This is a genomic window from Bacillus sp. FSL L8-0199 (assembly GCF_038005705.1).
Taxonomy (GTDB): Bacteria; Bacillota; Bacilli; order Bacillales; family Bacillaceae_G; genus Bacillus_A; species Bacillus_A cereus.
On sequence record NZ_JBBOTS010000002.1, the window covers coordinates 465,107 to 485,203 of the forward strand.

Genomic DNA, 20,097 nt, shown 5'->3' on the forward strand with positions numbered 1-20,097 from the left:
ATGTATCCGGCTCTCCATCTGTCTTCTGCATTTTATATCTCGCCCTTGTGTCTTTTCATATGACACTCTTTACAGAGTGCGATAGTCTTTCGATTTCTCGCTATCATTTGTTGTTCAAGATATGATTTATTTGACTTTGCTCGTAGATTCTTTAATCTCTTAATGTGATGCATATGTATCACAACATTGCTAGCTCTGCATAGTTCACATGTTTCCGCCTTGATTCTATCTGACAATTTAGTCGTACTCATTACATGCCGAGTATTTGGTAAAATGTCTGTTCCTTCTAGTGATAAATTTCTTGTCATTGGAAACTTTCTTTCAATGAAATGAACTTTATTCATTCCTTTCTTTGTCTCATACTGTACAGTAAATTGTCCGTACTTTTCGTATTTCTTTCGAATTTGTTTCGTACGTGTTCTGTATTTTGACGCAAAAGTTTTCAACATTGAATAATACATGAAATATGCAAAGCGGTGCATGTGATTGCTCACATTTTCAGCTAGTCGATAGTAATTGTATAACCCTCGAATTTCGCTATTATATTGCGTGATAATCTCTAAATCTTCATTGTGTTGGAAATATCCTCTTGGCTGAGGTTTCCAAGTGCCATCGGCACACATTTTAATGGCCTGATACTTTTGAAGTTTCTTTATCCATGCCTCATGTGGCATTTTTAATTGAATTTTACCGTTAAGAACCCTAGAAGCTCTCCCAAGACTGTTAATGCGTGTTGCTTCACTTTTAAACACTTTAATTTCAAATCCTAGAAATTTAGCGTGTTTCTTGAAGGCATTTGTTATCAGAGTCTTTTCCATAGATAATTCTAGTTTTAGCTCTTCTTTCAAAAATGAAGCTATCTCATTTTTAATAAGAATTGCATCCTCTTTAGAACCTATTACTCCAATAAGAAAGTCATCCGCATATCTTACATATTTGAGCCTTCTATAATTTTCATCCATTGGATTATTATAAGGTGTTTGTAACAACTTCCCTTTCAAAACTTTGTGTTGTTCTTTTAGTTCCGTAATTCGTGTTACTTCTCCATTTAGATAGGCAGTATCGATTTTCTCTTGAATCTTCCGCACTTTATACTGTAAATTACTATACTCTTTATTTATTTGTCGCTTTTTCCCTGATTCAAATCTATCCTGATACTTTTTCATATAAGCATCTAATTCATTTAGATAAATATTAGAAAGTATTGGACTAATGATTCCACCTTGAGGTGCTCCACTATAGGTATTATGAAATTTCCATTCTTCTAAATATCCAGCTCGTAAGAATTTCCAGATCAACTCTATAAACGCCTCATCCTTTATTCTTCTTTTAAGAATTGTAACTAGAGTATGATGTTCAATATTGTCGAAAAATCCTTTAATATCTCCTTCGATAAACCATTTACTACCTGTAAATGTGCGCTTTATCTCTAATAACGCACTATGGCATCCCTTTCCTTTTCGGTATCCATGTGATGAACTAGAAAAGCTTGAATCATATATTGCTTCTAGTATCATACGTATAACTTCTTGGACTAATTTATCATAAAAGCTAGGAATTCCTAATGGCCTTTTCTTGCCATTTTTCTTTTCAATATAGGTTCTTCTAGATGGATATGGTTGATAGCTTTTACTTTTTAAAACACTTATCAAGTCTTCCACTTCCTTCATAGAAAAACCATCAATAGACCTTTGGTCTACTCCTATCGTTAATGCGCCATCATTTTTACTTAGATTATCGTATGCTAATAAAAAGAAATCTGGGTTATATAAATTACGATAAAGTCTTGTATATTGATATTCCTTATTAAGACTCTTCGTTCGCAGATTGCTTAGTACTATTTTTGGACATTGCATAGTGCCTTTCGCACCTCCCCAATTTGGTAATAAGCTAACAGACTGCCTTCCTTCGCCCTGTACTAGGCTTTCCCTAGCTCTGACTACTACGAAGGCTCCGTTGTCATATTAGATATTCATGAGCCATACTTCTTGACTGTTACATCTTGAAGTTATCCTCAATAGCCTCGCAGACATTCTAACTTAGACAATCCCCATTTAGTAAACAAGGAATTTGCACGTATAGTGTCGGATGTGACGTTCACACTTTTCTTCCATATAGAAGTGGGCAACAGATAACCCTATTCATATAAGATGACTCATACTATCTTTATGATATCTGTTGAATCTCGTTTATAAACATCTTTCGAGACTAGTTACGGTGGCCTCCCTTGTGCTATCATTCAAGCAGTTTAGCCTTCATCCTTATCTATACTTTATATCTTGCCGCTCAGTCTTGACTTGATGTTTAGCCAACTTACGGCTTTCTTAGCATGCTGTTGTCCCCTTTCAGTTTCCCTCCAAGGTTAGCCAAGTGATACTAGGTCTTTTAGGGTTGACCTAACAGCTTGCAATCACCGTTTTTCCTTGCCCCCTTATGGGCGCACATAATCCCCATAGCACGCTCCGACTTTAGTTCTAAAATTGTTTGGATCTTTGCACCCAGCTCTATTTTCATCAGCATGCTCCCTAGAAAACGCAATAGCTGTTTCTTCTGAATATCCACCTCTTGCTAATGCATAACTAATAAATCCAGGACCGTAATTATAACTCTGTAAGGCAAGTGCTATATCTCCATTTGCCTTTCCTAACACATCTTTAAACTCTTGTACGCCTGCTTCAATGGAAATATTCGGGTCTTTAATACACCCTATACGGGCACTTCCTTTTAGACCTACACAATATGAACTTAAGTTTCCATGACTCCCTTCTGCCGCTTGCATCGGGTCATTTCCCTCTCCTTGTGACTCCTGCATCATTTGAGCAGCCAAAATACCAACATATTGAGCAACACCATGTTTTTCTGCCATTTCTTTAATCTTAGGAAGATATCCTGTAACTTTTGCATTAAGGTTAACAGGCTCTCCGCCAGGACTCACATTACCTACACACATACCACCAATAAATCCACCAGTAGTAGGAGCAAGATGTCCATACATACCTTCTAACATCCCGGCTTCTAATATCTCACGCGCACGCTCTTTTTGACTTTTACTAAACTTTGCGAGTTCCATCGCTTTCTCTAGCCCATGAGAAGATGTTGTCACTTTTTTACTTCCACTCGCATTAATCTCATCTATTTTTTTCTTAAAATCTGTATCTCCTAATATCTTTTTTACATCTGGTCCGGAGTAACTTTCAGATTTTGTTTTTTGCATCTCCTTTTTCTTTTTTTCGCAAGGACCATTCGGTCCTGCCTCACATACCTCTTTTTCCGTATATTCTTCATATTGGATATCCAAGAAATATGATATAGCATCGTGCGGATCTTTACCAGTCAAATCATTATCGTATCGCGCCATATCAAATGCGACAACCTCTTTCCAATCCACATTCAATGCCATTGAAACTTCCATATATTTTTTTACTTGTTCCTCTGTCTTACCTTCATCATCGGTAAAAGGTACAAAAGAGACTAAAATCACACACACAGCAATAATTACTCCCATAATTAAAGCGGCAGGTACTCCAACCGCTGCCACAACAGCACCCACAATTTTTAATATACCTGCTTTTAGCATTTTGGCAGCAGCTTTCGCTGCCGCCCTTCCTGCTTTTCCTGCTAATTTTGCCATCTTCCCGCGCGCTTGCATCCCTTTTTTCTTAATAAAGTGGGAAGCTACATCTTTTAAAGGATTACTTTTTTTCTGTTCATTTGGATCGTTAGGATTTTGACTCATAGACTTATCACACCATATTTTCCATTTTGAGAATTTCTTCCTCTTCGCTGTGCTAAGCGAGGGTTTGGCGCAAATGGAATCAGATTTTGTGGGTCATGTTCTGATAAATTTAAATGCGTCTCTGTACGGACTACTTCTTCCTGTGTTTGTGTTACTAAGATTTCTTCTCTTGGCTTAATACTACTGTCTTTCACTTCACAAGCTCTTTCTATCCTTTGGTTTGCTTGTAAACGCGTATCTCCTTTTCCGAATGGCGAAATACGTGACACTGTACCGTCTGTTGTTGTCGCAACCATGTAACTACGATCTCTTTCTACAACCATTTGTACATTCTTATAGCCACCTTGGTCTAAATCAGACATATAGAAGTGACCATTGTCTACTTTGTGATTGACCGTAAGTGGTGGTTCATTAAATACCGGTTTCTGTTGTAACGGTCTTTGATTTTGGTTTCCTACTAATTGATTTGGATTTACATTGATCGAGCGATTGATATTGATTTTTCCACCAGTTGAATCTTGTATATAAGCCGGAGATGCTTTCGCACCATTACGATACTGCGTTAATTGTCCATCTGAAATATTTAAGTCCTGATATACGACTTGTCCAGATCGTATACTGCTATCTCCACTACCATAACGAGATACAACTTGCGTCATACCACTAGCGTCTTTTGCTTCAATCCAAGATTTATTATTTGTCGTCACAAGACGTACGGCACCTTTTACAACCGATTGCGCGCCTGTATGATCTGGTGTTGTCGGTACCATCTGTTGAATTTCCTGAATCTCTTTTGCTTCTGTACGAACTGCACTGTTATACGGATTATGTTTACTTACCATACGTGCAGTTGCTTGATAAGCGCCCGCACCACCAATAACACCTGCAGCGTAACTTAAGCCTTTTGTCACATTATAGTGACGCTCTGCTGCATTCCCACCTAATGATGTATTAACAGCAGCAGTAGTCCCACTTATCACTCTTTGTACTGCATTCCCTCCGGATTGTTGTACAACACTCGCAGCACTAAAGTATGCATTTGATACCGTATCAATGCGATCCGCAAGCATAAGGTGTTTCGCACCTTCTATTACACTCATGCCAAGTTTTGTACTTTGCTGTGTCATACGTCCCACTGCAGAAGTTGGGATAGACATTTTACCAGCACTTTGTGCAATATTTGCTACACTTGTTGATGCATCTGCATAAGAACGTTCAATTTCCGCAACGGAAAGATCTCCTGAACGTGCTATACTCGCTTGCGTTTGTGTCGCTGCATATACAGCTTTATTAATTGCGCCACCCGTCGCAACACCATGTGAACGAACACCTTGAATCGCACTAGTAATTCCAGAACCTACTTGTTGGCTCACCGTTCCAAGACTTGCATGGCTTTGTAAACCTTTCGTTAATTGCGAAGTAAAGGCATCTTTACTAATATACGATTGATTATGTAGACTCTTACCACTCGTATCTTTTGCCCGTACGGGCATCGCTCCCGCTTGTACTGCCGCTTGTTGTGCGACTGCTTTAAATTCATTTCCTTTTTCATTCAGGTGCGACTGCCAAGCTTGCTCTTTTTGTGGTTGAGACATAGTTGGAGACAAGTTTTTCATAAAGCTTGCCTGTTGTTCTGCTGCATAGCCTTGTTTAAAGGATTCTGTAGAGGCTTGTATCAGGTTCCCAACATTACTTACTTGTTTTGCTTGCTGGCTTCCTGTTCCACTTGTCAAACCGTGCGTTTTCACACCGTTGACTGCCTTCTGAATGCCTGCCACACTAGATACACCCATAGCATTTAAACCAGGATCTTTTTGTAACTGTTGTGATAAATGAGAAGCGAAAGCTTCTTTATTCGCATAGTTTGTACCGTCTTTTTGCTGTACAATACCAGCTGATTCCGCCGCTTGTTGCGCATGATTTTGAAATCCTTGTACTTTTTGATCTAAATGCTTATTCCATGCTGCTTCTTTTTCTTGTTGCGGCATATCTGCCGGGAATTGTTTCATAAATCCAGCCTTATGGTCTGCACTATACGCTTTCTTAAATGCAGCAGTAGAAGCACCGACAAGAGCACCTACTTGTCCCATATTTTGATGGCCACTTTCTAACGTTTCTCCTTTTACATCCTCGACTGCTTTTCCGACTTTTCCTAATGCAAGTCGAGAAGCAAACGCATCTTTATTCACATAGGATTTATCAAACAGATTATTTCCTTGCTTATCCTTCGCATTAACTGGCATAGCTCCCACTTTTGTTGCCGCCTGTTCTGCGTGGTTTCTAAATCCTTGTACTTTGGTGTTCAGATGGTCGTTCCAGTGTTTCTCTTTCTCTTCTGCTGACATATTTTCTGGTAACTGACTCATAAACGTATCTTTATGGTCTGCCTCATACCCCTTTTGGAATGCATTCGTTGCAGCGTTAACTAAATCTCTAGCATTTCCATATGGTGTAGCGGTTTTCTTCATATTTTGTAAATCTTGTTTCCGCTGATTTGAGAAACGAGACATCTGATCATTGTTTGTTTTCGCTACTTTTTTAGCAATCTCTGCATCGGAAGCACTAGGGAATGCTTGTTTTAAGCGACTTGCAACTGCAGAATCGGGATTATCCGCTTTCCAATTTTCAAAATCTTTTGTAGCTAAATCCTGTGCGATATCTTCATCGGTTAGTTCTGGATAAGATTCGTCATTTAGATTTGAATACGTATCCGCACCCTTCTTTACACTCGAACCAATATGTTTTCCTAAGGCTACAGCCCCTTCGCCAACTGCAGCAGCAGATCTTCCAGTAACTGCACCAGTAAATCCGCCCGCTTTACTGCCAGCGAATGTCCCTATTGCCATTCCTTCTGGTCCAAGACCAGCTCCTGCTGTCATACCTGCAAGTCCACCAGCCGCTTTACCAATTGAACTTCCAATTTGACCAGCTTTTAACATACGAGCTGCACGAGATGTTGTACCAACATCTGTCCCTAAATTCGCTCCTAATGCATCTTTCGGGTTATCAGCATCTTCTTTTGTCTTTTCTTTATCCCCTTTATCATCAGGTTTTGCTTTTGAATTACGATAGTCATCACGAACACCTTTAACCAGTCCAGCCACACTTGCTAAAGCACCCATACCCATCATCGTACCTGCTCTATGAATACCACCTGATGCATTGGTACTAAGGCCAATAAAACTTTTCACAATCTCACCTATTGGGATAAACATAGCAAGTAAAATTAATTTGATTAACGGACTATTTGCTGCTCCAATTAAAGAAATAATGAGCCATAAGGTAATCGCATGAATTGCTTGTATGAACACCGCTCCTATAAATTCACGTATCCAATATAATGTCTGTTGTTTCTTTTGTGGAAATAGCCACATACCTACCATTAACGGACCAATTAACATTAAAACGTATAGTGACACCGCTCGCATTAAGTAGTAAAAGTTTGCCCAGACGATGAGACCAGCTTCTATAAACAAACCAAATATAATAAACATATAGTCATTTTCATGACCTTTCAAACCCAGCTCAGTAATGGTAAGTCCAGCCCCACCAAATCCAGGTTGTAGAAATTTAGTACCCTTATCTGGATCAAAATTCCCCCCACTTGCTACATTAACAGCGTCTCTAAACTCTATTATTATCCAAGAATTGATTTCAAATATGAGTGTGTAGAAGTAATCGAGGTGCCAAAGAAAAATTGAAATGATCATTAAATCCTTCGCATACTCTATTAATGCTGTTCTATTATTAGGATTAATAGCTGTTGCCGAATATTTTGCCGCCGTAATAACTACACTGACAAGGACACAAAAAGCAACAAGCTTGAACATGACAGGCATGCCTGTGTCTAATACTTTGGTTAAAGAATTACCTGAAAATAAGAAATCTAAGTTTGTCCCCTTTCCTTCTGTTCCCTCTCCTCCAAACACTAAAACTGGCAGCGGATCCAAAGTTGCATACACCGGACTAAGAAAAGCCTTTACTATAGCAATAATTAAGCCTCCGACCCACTCTACTATTTTCTCAAGCATAATTTCACCTTCCTTTTTAAGAGTACGCTATTATCCTGCGTACCCTTGTACTTTCTTCATATTGTTTAAAAGCTCTTGTAGTACCGCTTCATTCGATTCAATGAACATCATTTCTTTGTCAGATGGATCAGTTTGAATCCAAACCGAACTATCTCCTACTCGGAAAATCCCTTCTCCTTTTCCAGGGTTGTTGAGAATAATATCAAGCTCCCCAGCAGTTAAGTTAAAGTTCTCCTGGATCTTTTTCTTATCAATCTTATTTTGTTCTAAGAAGAAATAAGAGAAAGTAGATTGCAAGATACCACGAGCTTTTACATTTTCTAAAATACGAACGAAGTCCTGACTCGCCCAACACATACCAGCATTTCTTTTACGTGAACGACGTGCTACTTTTTCCAGGAAGTTAACCGTTTGTTCATAGTCGATAAACTGCCACATCTCATCGACATATAATACTTTTCGCTTGATAGCGTGTTCTGGACTCTTAATCCAATGCTCCCAAATATAGTTCAAGATAACGTGGAAAGCGATTGGTTTTAAGAATCCTTCTTCTAAATGACTAATATTAAAATTAACAACACGAGATTCATTTAACTGTGTTTCTACGCCACGACCAAAATGACTTTGTCCATCAAATAATGGTTTTGAACCATCGCGTAAGAATGGTCGAATCGCAGCAATTAACTCTTCTGCTTTTACATCGTCTCCATGATGTTCTACTATGACATCATAGATTTCTTTTAACTCTGGCTCTGGCTTTCTCACTTGAGACTGAATTAACTGTCCATCCACTTTCTTCACTTCATCTGTATATAAAGAGGAAGGATGTGAAGTAATACCATGTTTATCAAACACTTCACGGATTGCATCTTCTAGCATAGTACGTTGGAATACATTTAATCCTGGTTGATCAAAGTCTTGCCCGCGAATAATAATGTCAAAGAAACCTAGTATTTCATTGATTTTCTCTAAAATTGGTACAAATCTCACATACTTCATGCCATCACGCTCTACAAGTTCTTTCTTATCATATTGTTCAAGTGCTTCTAGCTCTTCATCTTTATCCGTAATCTGAAGTTCTGTTACAGCGATTGCACAAGGATTGATAATGATATTACTTTCAGGTGAAATATTTAAATTAATACCACCTAGACGTTTTGTAATTTTTACGAATTCTCCTTCTGGATCGATAATCATTGCATGCGTATCTGCAAGTGACGTTTCACGAGCTAACTTCATTTTTAAAAGTAAACTTTTTCCGGAACCTGAGATCCCTGTTACACCAATGTTATAGTTTGGAGGACGATAATCTGCATTCCCGAATGAATTTAAAAATTCTACTTGCCCAGTAATTTTGTTCTTTCCTATTGGTATCCCACCATTAAACCTTCCGGAACCTGACACAAAAGGTGCAAATGTACATAACGCACGTCTATCGATATTTCGATAGGTATCTTGTAACGTATTTAGTGCTCCTAGCGGCATAACAGCTTTCAAACCACTCTTCACACGGTTCCAAGTACTTGCTATCTTAAAGTGAGATGCTTGCATTTCATCTTCAATATACTCACATAAAACGTCCAATTCTTTCTTTGATTCTGCGTAAGCAACACCCATTGTACTCACCATATAGGAGTCGTTTTCATTGAACTGGATTTCATCCATTAAATTGTTTGTATCTTGAATTTTTGCATCTAAGTCTTTTTCTTGGTCAATGTTGCCTCGTGTACGTTGGAAAGAAAGATTGGAACGTAACATCGTCAGCTGCATATCTAATGATCGCATTGCTTTAGCTTTTGGTTCTTTATGAATATCGATCATGACATCCACTTCCCCAGCCGAAGTTAACATGTTGAGCCAATTGGTTTGCATCATACGCGGGTACCCATCACGTGGAATATAAAACGGACGAAAGAACGTATTACTTCCTAAAGATTGTTTAATGACCCCATAATCTTCTGCATCAATTTTCATTCCTTCTGGAGCAATAACATCAAACACTGTTGTTTGATTGTCTAATTGCGTCGGTATTTCCTCTTCTTCCAACTCTTCCTCCTCTAGCTCCAATTCGTCCCTCTCTTCTGCTTCTATTTTTTTCTTTTCCTTTTTCTTTTTTCCGAACAACTTCATGTTTACGCCACCCCGTTATTTGATTTTTCTGCCTTTTCTTCCGCTAGCACTTTCTTCATTAACTCTAGTTTTCTTTCATTCGTTTCCCCTGTTGAATAGAGGGAGAAATTCTCGTTTTCAATTAAATCCTGGAAACGAGCTTTTATAGCTTTACGACGGTTAAATGCTACATATAAAAGTTCTATTAATTTATCTTTCGTTAACATTTCTACATTAATTTTTGCTTTCGATAGTAGATTTCGAGATGCATTATAACGACGATATAGTTCGTTAAATGCCTTATCTACAATCTTTTCTTCTAACTCGTCCTCTGTATCAGCCGTAATCGTACTAATATCAACCTTGTATGGATAAATTAAATAACGTTTTTGTTCATATCGAGGTTGCGAACGTTGCCAGTACTCTAAATTATCAATAACTTCTTGACCATATAGAACCGTCTCTGGTGTAAGGTCCTTCGCACCTTTCATCGTTTCTGTCATTTTTCGTACAGGATCTGTTAAATCTACAAACTTACTTTGAATATATACTTTCGTATTAAACTCTAATGTGGTTAACCATGATTCAATTTTGATATCAATCGCTTCTTGTTCCATATTGGAAAGTAAATAATAGTTAACTGGATGTGCTTCCGCAATCAGGACAAATATGTCATCATGATACCGAATCATATGATTATCAATTTCCTTAATGTCTTCTACAAAAGTACGAAAGAAGTCAACATTATCCTCATCAATTTCCGATTCAGCAGACATATTTTTTTTATTTTTCTTTCCAGCTTTTTCAGTAGTGTGTTTCTCTACTCCACCTTGCTTTTTCCCTTTTTTCTTAGAACCAAACAGCGGTTTTCCATTCATTTTCCGATAAAAGAAAAATCCTACAATGGCTATCGCCGCAAAATATATCATTTCTAACATTTACAGATTCTCCTTTGCCCATGTAGTTGGCTCGTACCCTTTTCTCCACTTACCTTTTTCGGAGCGGCTACGCATTTTAATAATTAAATACTTATCTAGATACATGTGTTGTTTTTCTTTATATATAAACGCAAACGCTATTACACTTACTACCGTTGGTAGTGCTAAAATTAAGCAAATAAAAAATGCTACTACCGCATCAATAGGTGCAAATAACCGCCATAAGAATGGTACATATAAATAAAGGGATGCTCCGCCACCCAATAGATAAATCAATTGGCGTTTGCTCAGCACTCCTAATAGTGTTTTTTGCTCCGAAGTCATATCAACAGGAACAGTTACTTTTCTCATTCTTTTTCCTCCCTTGTATAAGAGAAGCTCTCCCCAAATCGAGGAGAGCTTCTCTTATGTTAGATTGTCGTAACCCAAGCAGCGATATCGTAAGCTTTGATCATGACAAAGCCTCCAATTGCTGCGCAGGCTAAACCAATCATAGCTTGTGTACGGTTTTCAGGATTCTTCCCTTGTGCACCAGATAGTTTAATAGCTGCAAATACAACGCAAGCTGCCACCCATATTCCCCCAAAACCAATTAAGGTTTTCACCAAAGTGTTCATGCTTTTTTGGACGGTTTCAGCATTGGCACCACTGCCACTACCACCAAGCCCCTTCGTAAAGCTACTTTTTGCCAGTAAGAAATCTCCTACTGATGTTGTCATAAGTTTTGCAGACAACCAATTCAACATAATTCCTGCACCTCCAGGTGTTTTTGCTCGCAAAACGCAAAAAGACCTCAATACACGCACACGTCCCCTAAGGACATGGCGCATATTGAGGTCTTCTCTTATATGCGAACTGATTAATTTTATATTTTTTATTGTAAAATCTTATTACTTTTATATTATATCAATACGTTTTTATAAAAACAAGTCCTTGTTTACACCTTTATTTATACCCTCTTTGTTAGGATCGTACCATATTACCGTCCTTAAGACCTAAAGCATTCATATCTTCTTTCAGTGAGCAACATGATTCTATTTTATCTCTAAGGGTATGCGCTTCTTTTTTCTTATTCATTTTAATCCCTCCAACAACTTATTATGCTCCTTAATAAGAGTATACTACCTATTAAGGAGTGTCTAAGCCTTGTGTTTATCAAACTATTCATTAGAAACAAAAAACAGGTAATTGTGCGTTTTTCACAAGTACCTGTTTTTCACTACTTCTATCTACTCTTTGTTTCTTAAAATTTCATTAACCTTTTCGACACTTAATTCAGTGGCTTCCGCTATCTTCTCTATAGGTACACCTACTTTAATTAAATTATGAATCATTTCTATTCTAGCTTCTTTTGCTGCTTTTTCTTCTGCTGTCTCTATTTCTGATATTCTATCTTTTATTGCCTTCTCTCTCGCCTCATATAAGCGTAAAAAGTCTTTATCACTACTTAAACGCTCCCAATCCTCTATTGCCTTTTTCAAAACTGGATCTTTTTCCATCGCGATTCCCTCCAGGATTGTAGTTAATTTCTCATCTTCATATGCAGGAAATAATAATAGCCAACGTGCTAATATATCCTCCCATGGATCCATTCGATCTTCTTGCCATTCTCGAATTACTTTTGGAATCTCAAGAAAGTGCAATTGCATATTCTCTGAAATTATGTGCTCCGATTTTTTGTTCATGACTACACCGACATTATGAAAGTCCTCTTCTCCTGGAAACAGAATGAAATCTACTATATTAATACAAATAGTTGGTCTTAATTCTGTATACTTCATCCCCTGAGTCATTTGAGAATAATACATGCCAGCCCAGTAGAACAAAGATCGCTCGATCATGTCTTTTTTGTCGCGAACCTGTATCTCTATATTTAATTTTATACCATTATTCAGAGTAGCTCGCAAATCTAAAATAGACAATTTATCATCCTTTTGCTCCCTTGGAAGATGCGGATCATCCAAATGCAAAGAAATGATTTTCTCATCTAAAGAGGATTGTAATACCGCATTAAGAAAACCAATGAGTATATCCTCGTTTCCTTCTACTCCAAACAAGCGCTTGAAAGCAAAATCAACTCGTAAATTTACTAGATTTTTTTTCATAGATGTATTCATATTGTCTTCTACCTTTCTTTTAGTGAATTTAAATCCTCTGTAGTAATTGAATATAAGAAAAAGATAGAATTACAAACTCTATCTTTTTCAATCTACCTTTAGAAAGTTTACTTTTTTCTGCACGCTTAACCACTTCTAACACTCAATCATGATGCACAATCATTGCAAGATCATCTTTCTTAAAAAGACAATCTACATCTGCAGTTTTTACATGATAGCTGTGTAGAATGCGCATCCATTTCTAGAAAATCACGGATTGCAGTAAAGCTATAACTTTTCCTCTAAAGCATCTCTCCAATAAAAAAGGAAATCTCGTATACATCCATTGAAATAGACATGATACAAATAGATTCTCCCTTTTTTATTTGTATACCTAAATCTAAAGACCTTTTTACAAATGATTCCTAACTTGAAGACAATACAAAAAGGGCTTCTTCAAGTCGATTAAAAATGTGCATAGCAAAATAAGCTATATATACACTAATCGGCTCAAAAAAGCCCTTTCATAAATGAAACAAGACGCAACTTGCTTCTACAACTCAACCACAAAACAATAAGGTGTGGGAATAAACGGAATCAATTAAACAATAAATATAATTCCATATTAATGAATTCATACAAAAATTTCAATAATTTTATGTTTTCTTAAGATATCCCGCTCATTTTTTTAAAATTCATATGCTTTATCACTACCTTGTTTTCTTCATCAAATGATATAACTCCCTCCACGATAATATTTAATTTAATATTGAAATTCTCTAAAACTCGATGTATTATATTTTTGTGTTTTTCTCAGTTCCCAAGCCGAGAATACATCATCACTTCTGAAAGGACCCGAACTCCAGCGGGTTCTTTTTATTTACTTGAACTCATTTTCGAATTATTATATTATATTTTCGGGTCTTGCTCCATAAATCATTATCAGGAGAATCTGCAGATTTGCAGGTTCTTTTTTTATAAAATAAAAAAGCAGCTGTTAGGTTACTTAAAGTTTGTCTTATCACCAAATAAAATGATATATATATTCTCCCGTTATACTTTTATCAACTCCTGCAACTCTAGCAAATCTTACTATGTCCGCCCCCTGAATGAAATACATTTTTAGCATAACTGGCACCCGCGACCACATAACACGATAAAGCTCATTCACTCTTTGCCTAGTCGTAACAATTAAATCATTTGCAGGTCCATTAATCCATGCAGTTGTTCTAACTGAAGTAAACGGAAGATCTATCCCATTAACAACTATTCTTGCAATACTTTGCGTTATATCCACATCGATCCCCTCATTCCAAGAATCAAATATGTTTCCCATATTTACATAAGTATTCTTAGTTATAAGAAATGTTTAAAGTGAATTCTTTATAAAATAAAAAAGAGTGCTATTAAGATATGCACTCCTTCAAAAGACTTTACCAATCTCGATGTTCACCATGATCATGATCACGATTGCGGTCATGATCACGTCTACGACGACACTCATCACAATCGCAATCGCGTCTACAATGACAGTCGTTAAAATCGTTTCTTCTACGTCTACGACCGCATCCGCAAAATACTAAATCATCCCAAAATCTATTACAATCTCGAGAATGTCCAAAATTATTATTCCATCCCATAGATATGATTCCCTCCTCTAAAAATAGAATTCATCATATTCTATGATTAAAAGGTGAAAACAGCTTGTTTACTAGTCTATATTTTATGTTTTAGACTAATAATATTTCAATTTACAGAAATATCTCATCCCTATATTTATTTGTTCGTTTGTTTTGTTTAAATGGGCTAATCTATTAAATCCATTAATCCAACTATTACATATTAACGTCTCATTCATATACTATAGTAGATTGCTAGATTAGAGATTTCTCTTCAAGTAGCATTAGCTTTAAGATTGCTTGGAATACCAACCTGCGATTAATTACCACATCAAAAAGAGGGCATTAGCTCTCTTTTTGATTTTCCCTATTTTCTCTTAACAAGTAAGACCAGAAAATTCCTGAACAAAAAAAAGTGCTTTTCTTCAAAGCACTCTTTCCAAAGACTTTACCAATCTCAACGATCATCGTGATTATGACCGCGATCGTGATCATGATTACGTCTGCGACGACACTCATCACAATCGCAGTCTCGTCTACAATGACAGTCGTTAAAATCGTTTCTTCTACGTCTACGACCGCATCCGTAAAATACTAAATCATCCCAAAATCTATTACAATCTCGAGAATGCCCAAAATTATTATCCCATCTCATAGATATGATTCCCTCCTCTAAAAATAGAATTCATCATATTCTATGATTAAAAGGTAGAAATAGTTTGTTTACTAGTCTATGTTTCAAACTAATAATATTTCAATTTGCAAGTTTATCTCACGCCTTATCTTTCCTTAACAACAAACAAGACGCCACCCAGATCATGGTAGCGCCTACGATAATTGCTATACACATGTTTGTTCTATCTACATAGTAAAATAAAACACCCATAATGGACATATCATAAGATTAGTAACCCTATTTTCTGTCCGTTGATTATTATGTTTATAGACCTAGATTATGCACATCTATACTCAGTAAGTGCATACCCTATTACATGAACACTACTTTAGGGGTGATTATATTATGAATCCTTTACCGATGAGGATTGTTGTAGCTCCAGCTTCGACTTGGCAACATTTACCTCATCATCCTTCATATGATCAATATGGTATGCAACCTGGGTATAATTCTTTTACTCCTACAATTGCGCATTACCCTACGATATACCAATATCACTATATTTTTCCATCATTGTATTTCCAAGAGTTTCACGGTACATTTAACATCTAATCTAAATAGAAAAACATCCGTTATCTGTACCATTGATGGTCAATTCATATTATAACTAAAACAGTATTTAAATACGTTTAATGTGTAATTTCTATATAACAAAGAAAAAAGCACCCGCTTTGGATGCTTCTTGTATTATTTATTAAAATGTGTTGAATAATCAACACATAATTCTTTCATTTCCTTAACGTAATCATGACTGTGTAATTCAGTTCAATGAATTACTTTGTTATTCTTTCTTTCAATAGCCGTTCCATAATATTTGCCATTATCATCTGTTGCTATCTTTATTTCCCAGTTCCATACTACTGGTTTAAATATTCCATTAAGATCCGGAATATCTACTTTTACCTTCAAGTAATAATGTTCTATCTTTGGCGTGAATACGATGACTTCCTTACTTTCTTTAAAACCCATAAAACCATTTCCTTTTTTCTCCTTACCTTATAACATTCGACAAGAAAGAAGAATATCCTACAATAGAAAAAAGCCATCACCTAAGTGACAGCTCTTTCACGGCTTATAAAAATATTAAAGGGGATGGGAGAAATCATTCACGAAAGGGGAATTTCGCAATCATTTCAAGGTCAAGATTACTCTCAACCTTCTCCAAGCCACCGCATCATGTAATTTTTTAGCTCTTATTAGCTGCGCGCTTTACGTTCGGTGACTGGGAGAAGAGCAAGAGCTTCCATAACCTCTTTCAACCGACGACGTTCAGTAGTTGCTCCATGCGTAAGAGCTGTCATCGGTTCAAAAAGAGCTAGGGACTCTCTTGTTTATGCTTCGTGGAACTGGTCAATACATCAGCTGTCGCAGGGACGCAAGGGGAATGTTTCCGCTGTATTGGCTCAAACAAAGAGTGGAACTCTTTGCCCTCGTTTTGGTCATTAATAAGAATCGTGAGTAATTACTAATGTACGAGATACGTATACTTTTTAGCTTTTTAGAATGCAAGTGTCACTCAATCATGAGCAACCACCCCCATTCCATTTTCAAGAACCGACATATTAGAGGGAATAGACTTATATTTATTATCAACCCAGAGGACGCATTCCGAGCTGATTGATAAATACAATAGAAACAGCATGACGAATGCGAGTTATCTCACACCCACTACACTGGAATATGTTTTCATTGGTCTTTTCGTCTTAACGCGGGTTCGTACCGCCTTGCCCGCCCTATTATGCGGTATACGTTACCGTGACATTCTCGCATCAGAACGTTTCACTTATAGGTGTACTAATCCTCTTCGATATGCGGTTGTCAAAGGGCTTGTACATTAAGAATACCATTGATTTCATTATCAAAATTCCCCCTATTTAGTCCCCATTTTTGTCGGCATTTTTTCGATGTTTTGAAAAACATAAACATTCCAATTTATTATATTTCTTCTTTTTTTGATAATATATGTATCTTGTTTGGGTATTAATATCATATAATTGAACTATTATAATTTTATAAAAGTAAGGATGGTTAGACATGACGGTACAACAAGAAAAAGTAACACGGCGCGTTGTTTGTAGGAAATGTAAATCAGATCAAATAGTCGGTAATAAGCGTGGTTATAATTTCAAAAGGGCGTTTTTTATTCTGTTTCTTCTGTTAGGTACACTTATAACTATTGGAATAGTTTCTAATTTTTTATATGTTATAGTTCCTCGAAATTCTATGGATGGAGTTGTTGGACTTTCTGCACTTCTTGGTTTTCTTATTATACTTCTAGGACCACCGATAACTTTATTCAGTGGATTTGTTGGTAGAAAAAATATTGTCAATGGTTGCATGAATTGCGGACATACGTGGATGCCTAAAAAATAAAACATCAAAAGCCAAATGGATAGTCAACTAAAAACTATCACTTTGGCTTTTTTGTATTATTAAATCATTCCTAACGATGTAGCAATCAATCGAATCGCATTTTTCTTCTTATACTTTCTTCATCGATAATTCAGTGTAAATAAAGCTATCTATCGGCTTATCCGCATTTAAGTACTTCCTCTTAATAATTTCCGCCTCGTCATAGTCTAAAACGTACTGTAAAGCCTTATCGATCTGCTTGAACTTGATATTGCTAACATGTCTCGTATCTCTAATCTCCGGAAACAGACTAATTCCTTCGTGTTTTAACTCCATTTCATTTTCAAAGCGCGTTTTTAATGCACGGTATTCCTTTAGTATTTTCACTACTTCTTTCTGAACCTGTTTTTCTGTCTCTCTATCAATAGCCGGTAATAAAGTTAATTGTCTCTCCATGAAGGAATCCACTATTTCTGAATTTGTCTTTTTAACATCACGTAAGGTACGTGAAATTTTACTATCTCTTTGTTGAATAAGGGAAACATGCATAGCGAGTAGCCCCCACCATCCACTCTGCATGGTTCCGTTATCCATTAAGCCTTTAATAACTTACGTTTATTGTTAGCCATCTTCTCTTTTGCTGTTTCAATGTTATTTGCTCCCCTTTGATGGTCCTGATCAAACTGAATCATTCCATCAAACATAACTGGTGCTACTGCTTCATCAACGTATTGCAAGTAATCCACTGGCGCTCGTTCTGTCTGTTCTACTAAATACCCATAAATATCAAAATCTGCTCCTGGTATAGACTTCTTGCCTTTAGGTTGATGAGACATCCTTACATAAGATTGAATGACTGATAGTGGTACCACGAATACTGACTTGTCCTTGCTAAACTCAATAAGGAAGAAACATATTGCTCCCATCTTCTCCGCTTTCTCCAGGTAATCCAATTGATACTGTGCAATGTTCTTCAAATCAAAACGTGTATCTTTCTCTGTAGACTTCGCTTCAAATGTGATAGCTCGTCCCTTATACACACCGTCATAGTCAACTGTACTTTTAGCTTCATAGAATCCATTTAGTACACGGCCACCTTTACTTTTTAACACCTTCACAGGAGTCGGACGCTTGTTTATAAGCGCCACTCCCCCTCTTTGATACATTTCGTTCGCTAGATTGATAAGCATTTCAAATACCATTCCGCGGTTTCCTAGTCCCATTGTTATTCCTCACTTTCTATTAAAAGTATTATTTTGTTAAAAAATTCATTTCGATTTATAATCGCTATCTTTTTCTTTAATTTTCCAGTAAAATCAAATGTAAATATTTTAATTACATAGGAGAAAGCAATGAAACATAACATCAATCTATGGTCCTTTATTTTTTCTTTTATTTGCATTGGTTTATTCCTCTTATATCTTGAAATTGGTTCGATAGCCTCATCTGAAACGAAAATGTTTATTATGAATTCGCTACCTATCCACCCTTTATTTTTTTTACTAGTTTTAACAATAGGAACTTTTTTTGCTGGTATGAAAGGATTTTCTAAAATAAATAATTGGGTTGCGATGCTTAGAAGCATAGCAACCATTCTACTAACACTTTTATTATCAGTGTTTTTAACACTAACTTTGACCGTTGGCTATGCATTAAGTTAAACGTAATTCTTCACGAATAAAAACCAATATTCCGTCAATACTGTAGACAACCCATTTCGAACCATATTCCATTACCTGAGCAGTTAGCTTTTGCTAGCTGCTCTTTATTTGTACAAGGTACTCAATTGACTGGCGTATATATAATATTCTGAGTTCCTTTCTTTATAAAATAATCGTTATAAAATGAGGCTCGTCACGAGAGCACTTTACTAAGTGCTCTTTTTATATTCCAACTTAATACAAAATGAAATTTTTATTACATTTTTTAATTCAAATATTCATTTCATCAATGTATAAAGAATATTACTTCTTCTTTAAGTATCTTTATGAACAAAATTTATAACCTTTACTCCACTTGGATCTATATTAAAAGTAATAGTTTCTATGCCATTCGGAGGGTTATGAGCTCCTATATAAGTTTTATATTGAACTCTAACAATAAAATTAAAGTTTTCTTCTGGGAAACGTTCAATTTTTATAATTTTTGTATCCGTTAAACTATACTGATGATCTGGTCCAAGCTTCCTTCTGATAACTTGACTTGCATATGGTGCTAATAAAGTATTATAAGAATCATACAACTCTTGATCATTACTATTAACCGCTTTGATATCTAACGGATTTAAAAATAAAACTACCATTACAATTCCAAAAAACAAACTAATCACTTTACCTTTTAACACATAATCACCCTTATTTAATTTGGATATCCGTTAACCTCCCCAGCATAAGAGATGACTATTCTTCATCCTTATTTAACTTCTTTTATTCAAACAGCGTTTTTGTTTAGTTTCAATCTAAAAGTAAAATTTTCATTTTTTCATTCAACCAAGTTCATAACATATTCTTTTCCTCTGATAAAATAATGATTAGGTGTCC

At 36.2% G+C, this 20,097-nt stretch carries 16 protein-coding genes and 4 pseudogenes; 4 read left to right on the forward strand and 16 right to left on the reverse strand.

Annotated elements, in window-relative coordinates:
• Positions 1-32: 32 nt before the first annotated feature.
• From NST86_RS30070 to NST86_RS30115, 11 genes and pseudogenes are all read right to left on the reverse strand, one after another.
• Positions 33-1,856, reverse strand: a complete 1,824-nt coding sequence (locus NST86_RS30070) for a reverse transcriptase/maturase family protein (RefSeq protein ID WP_001149933.1) — start codon at positions 1,854-1,856, stop codon at positions 33-35.
• Positions 1,857-2,443: 587 nt separating this feature from the next.
• Positions 2,444-3,736, reverse strand: a pseudogene (locus NST86_RS30075) (lysozyme family protein); the annotation flags it as partial.
• Positions 3,733-7,767 (reverse strand): hypothetical protein, encoded by a 4,035-nt coding sequence (locus tag NST86_RS30080; RefSeq protein WP_086423445.1) that lies wholly within the window; start codon positions 7,765-7,767, stop codon positions 3,733-3,735. The gene NST86_RS30080 and the pseudogene NST86_RS30075, both read right to left, overlap by 4 nt.
• 30 nt (positions 7,768-7,797) lie before the next feature.
• A complete protein-coding gene (locus tag NST86_RS30085) occupies positions 7,798-9,897 on the reverse strand; it encodes a VirB4 family type IV secretion system protein (RefSeq protein ID WP_074625666.1) in 2,100 nt (699 codons plus the stop codon).
• Between the two features lie 2 nt (positions 9,898-9,899).
• Positions 9,900-10,814 carry a hypothetical protein gene (locus NST86_RS30090; RefSeq protein ID WP_086423446.1) on the reverse strand — a complete coding sequence of 305 codons (915 nt, stop codon included), beginning with the start codon at positions 10,812-10,814 and terminating at the stop codon, positions 9,900-9,902.
• Complete coding sequence (locus NST86_RS30095; RefSeq protein WP_001233534.1) at positions 10,815-11,165, reverse strand: PrgI family protein; 351 nt, start codon at positions 11,163-11,165, stop codon at positions 10,815-10,817.
• 59 nt (positions 11,166-11,224) lie between these two features.
• Positions 11,225-11,644, reverse strand: a complete 420-nt coding sequence (locus NST86_RS30100; protein WP_016083212.1) for a hypothetical protein — start codon at positions 11,642-11,644, stop codon at positions 11,225-11,227.
• 399 nt (positions 11,645-12,043) lie between these two features.
• On the reverse strand, positions 12,044-12,931 hold the full coding sequence (locus NST86_RS30105) for an Rpn family recombination-promoting nuclease/putative transposase (RefSeq protein ID WP_086423447.1): 888 nt from the start codon (positions 12,929-12,931) through the stop codon (positions 12,044-12,046).
• Positions 12,932-12,959: 28 nt separating this feature from the next.
• Positions 12,960-13,306: pseudogene (locus NST86_RS34965) on the reverse strand (hypothetical protein); the annotation flags it as partial.
• A gap of 625 nt (positions 13,307-13,931) precedes the next feature.
• Complete coding sequence (locus tag NST86_RS30110; protein ID WP_086423448.1) at positions 13,932-14,246, reverse strand: hypothetical protein; 315 nt, start codon at positions 14,244-14,246, stop codon at positions 13,932-13,934.
• A gap of 97 nt (positions 14,247-14,343) precedes the next feature.
• A complete protein-coding gene (locus tag NST86_RS30115; RefSeq protein ID WP_016090324.1) occupies positions 14,344-14,550 on the reverse strand; it encodes a hypothetical protein in 207 nt (68 codons plus the stop codon).
• 230 nt (positions 14,551-14,780) lie between these two features.
• Here NST86_RS30115 and NST86_RS30120 point away from each other — a divergent pair.
• Positions 14,781-14,852: pseudogene (locus NST86_RS30120) on the forward strand (DUF3956 family protein); the annotation flags it as partial.
• A 134-nt stretch (positions 14,853-14,986) separates the two neighbouring features.
• Here the strand turns inward: NST86_RS30120 and NST86_RS30125 are convergent.
• Positions 14,987-15,184: a hypothetical protein gene (locus NST86_RS30125; protein ID WP_086423449.1), complete on the reverse strand. Its 198-nt coding sequence runs from the start codon at positions 15,182-15,184 to the stop codon at positions 14,987-14,989.
• Positions 15,185-15,550: 366 nt separating this feature from the next.
• On the opposite strand from NST86_RS30125, the gene NST86_RS30130 reads away from it, so the two are divergent.
• Positions 15,551-15,757: a hypothetical protein gene (locus tag NST86_RS30130; RefSeq protein ID WP_086423450.1), complete on the forward strand. Its 207-nt coding sequence runs from the start codon at positions 15,551-15,553 to the stop codon at positions 15,755-15,757.
• 213 nt (positions 15,758-15,970) lie between these two features.
• Here the strand turns inward: NST86_RS30130 and NST86_RS30135 are convergent, their stop codons facing one another.
• Positions 15,971-16,174 carry a hypothetical protein gene (locus NST86_RS30135; protein WP_086423451.1) on the reverse strand — a complete coding sequence of 68 codons (204 nt, stop codon included), beginning with the start codon at positions 16,172-16,174 and terminating at the stop codon, positions 15,971-15,973.
• 1,065 nt (positions 16,175-17,239) lie between these two features.
• On the opposite strand from NST86_RS30135, the gene NST86_RS30140 reads away from it, so the two are divergent.
• A complete protein-coding gene (locus NST86_RS30140) occupies positions 17,240-17,578 on the forward strand; it encodes a hypothetical protein (protein WP_086423452.1) in 339 nt (112 codons plus the stop codon).
• A 59-nt stretch (positions 17,579-17,637) separates the two neighbouring features.
• On the opposite strand, the pseudogene NST86_RS30145 reads toward NST86_RS30140, so the two are convergent.
• Positions 17,638-18,013, reverse strand: a pseudogene (locus NST86_RS30145) (ArpU family transcriptional regulator).
• A gap of 137 nt (positions 18,014-18,150) precedes the next feature.
• Entirely contained in the window at positions 18,151-18,780 is a 630-nt protein-coding gene (locus NST86_RS30150) for a Holliday junction resolvase RecU (RefSeq protein ID WP_086423453.1), read from the reverse strand.
• A 129-nt stretch (positions 18,781-18,909) separates the two neighbouring features.
• Here NST86_RS30150 and NST86_RS30155 point away from each other — a divergent pair, with 129 nt between their 5' ends.
• On the forward strand, positions 18,910-19,218 hold the full coding sequence (locus NST86_RS30155) for a hypothetical protein (RefSeq protein ID WP_086423454.1): 309 nt from the start codon (positions 18,910-18,912) through the stop codon (positions 19,216-19,218).
• A gap of 314 nt (positions 19,219-19,532) precedes the next feature.
• On the opposite strand, the gene NST86_RS30160 is transcribed toward NST86_RS30155, so the two are convergent.
• A complete protein-coding gene (locus NST86_RS30160) occupies positions 19,533-19,901 on the reverse strand; it encodes a DUF3888 domain-containing protein (RefSeq protein ID WP_086423455.1) in 369 nt (122 codons plus the stop codon).
• Between the last annotated feature and the right edge of the window lie 196 nt (positions 19,902-20,097).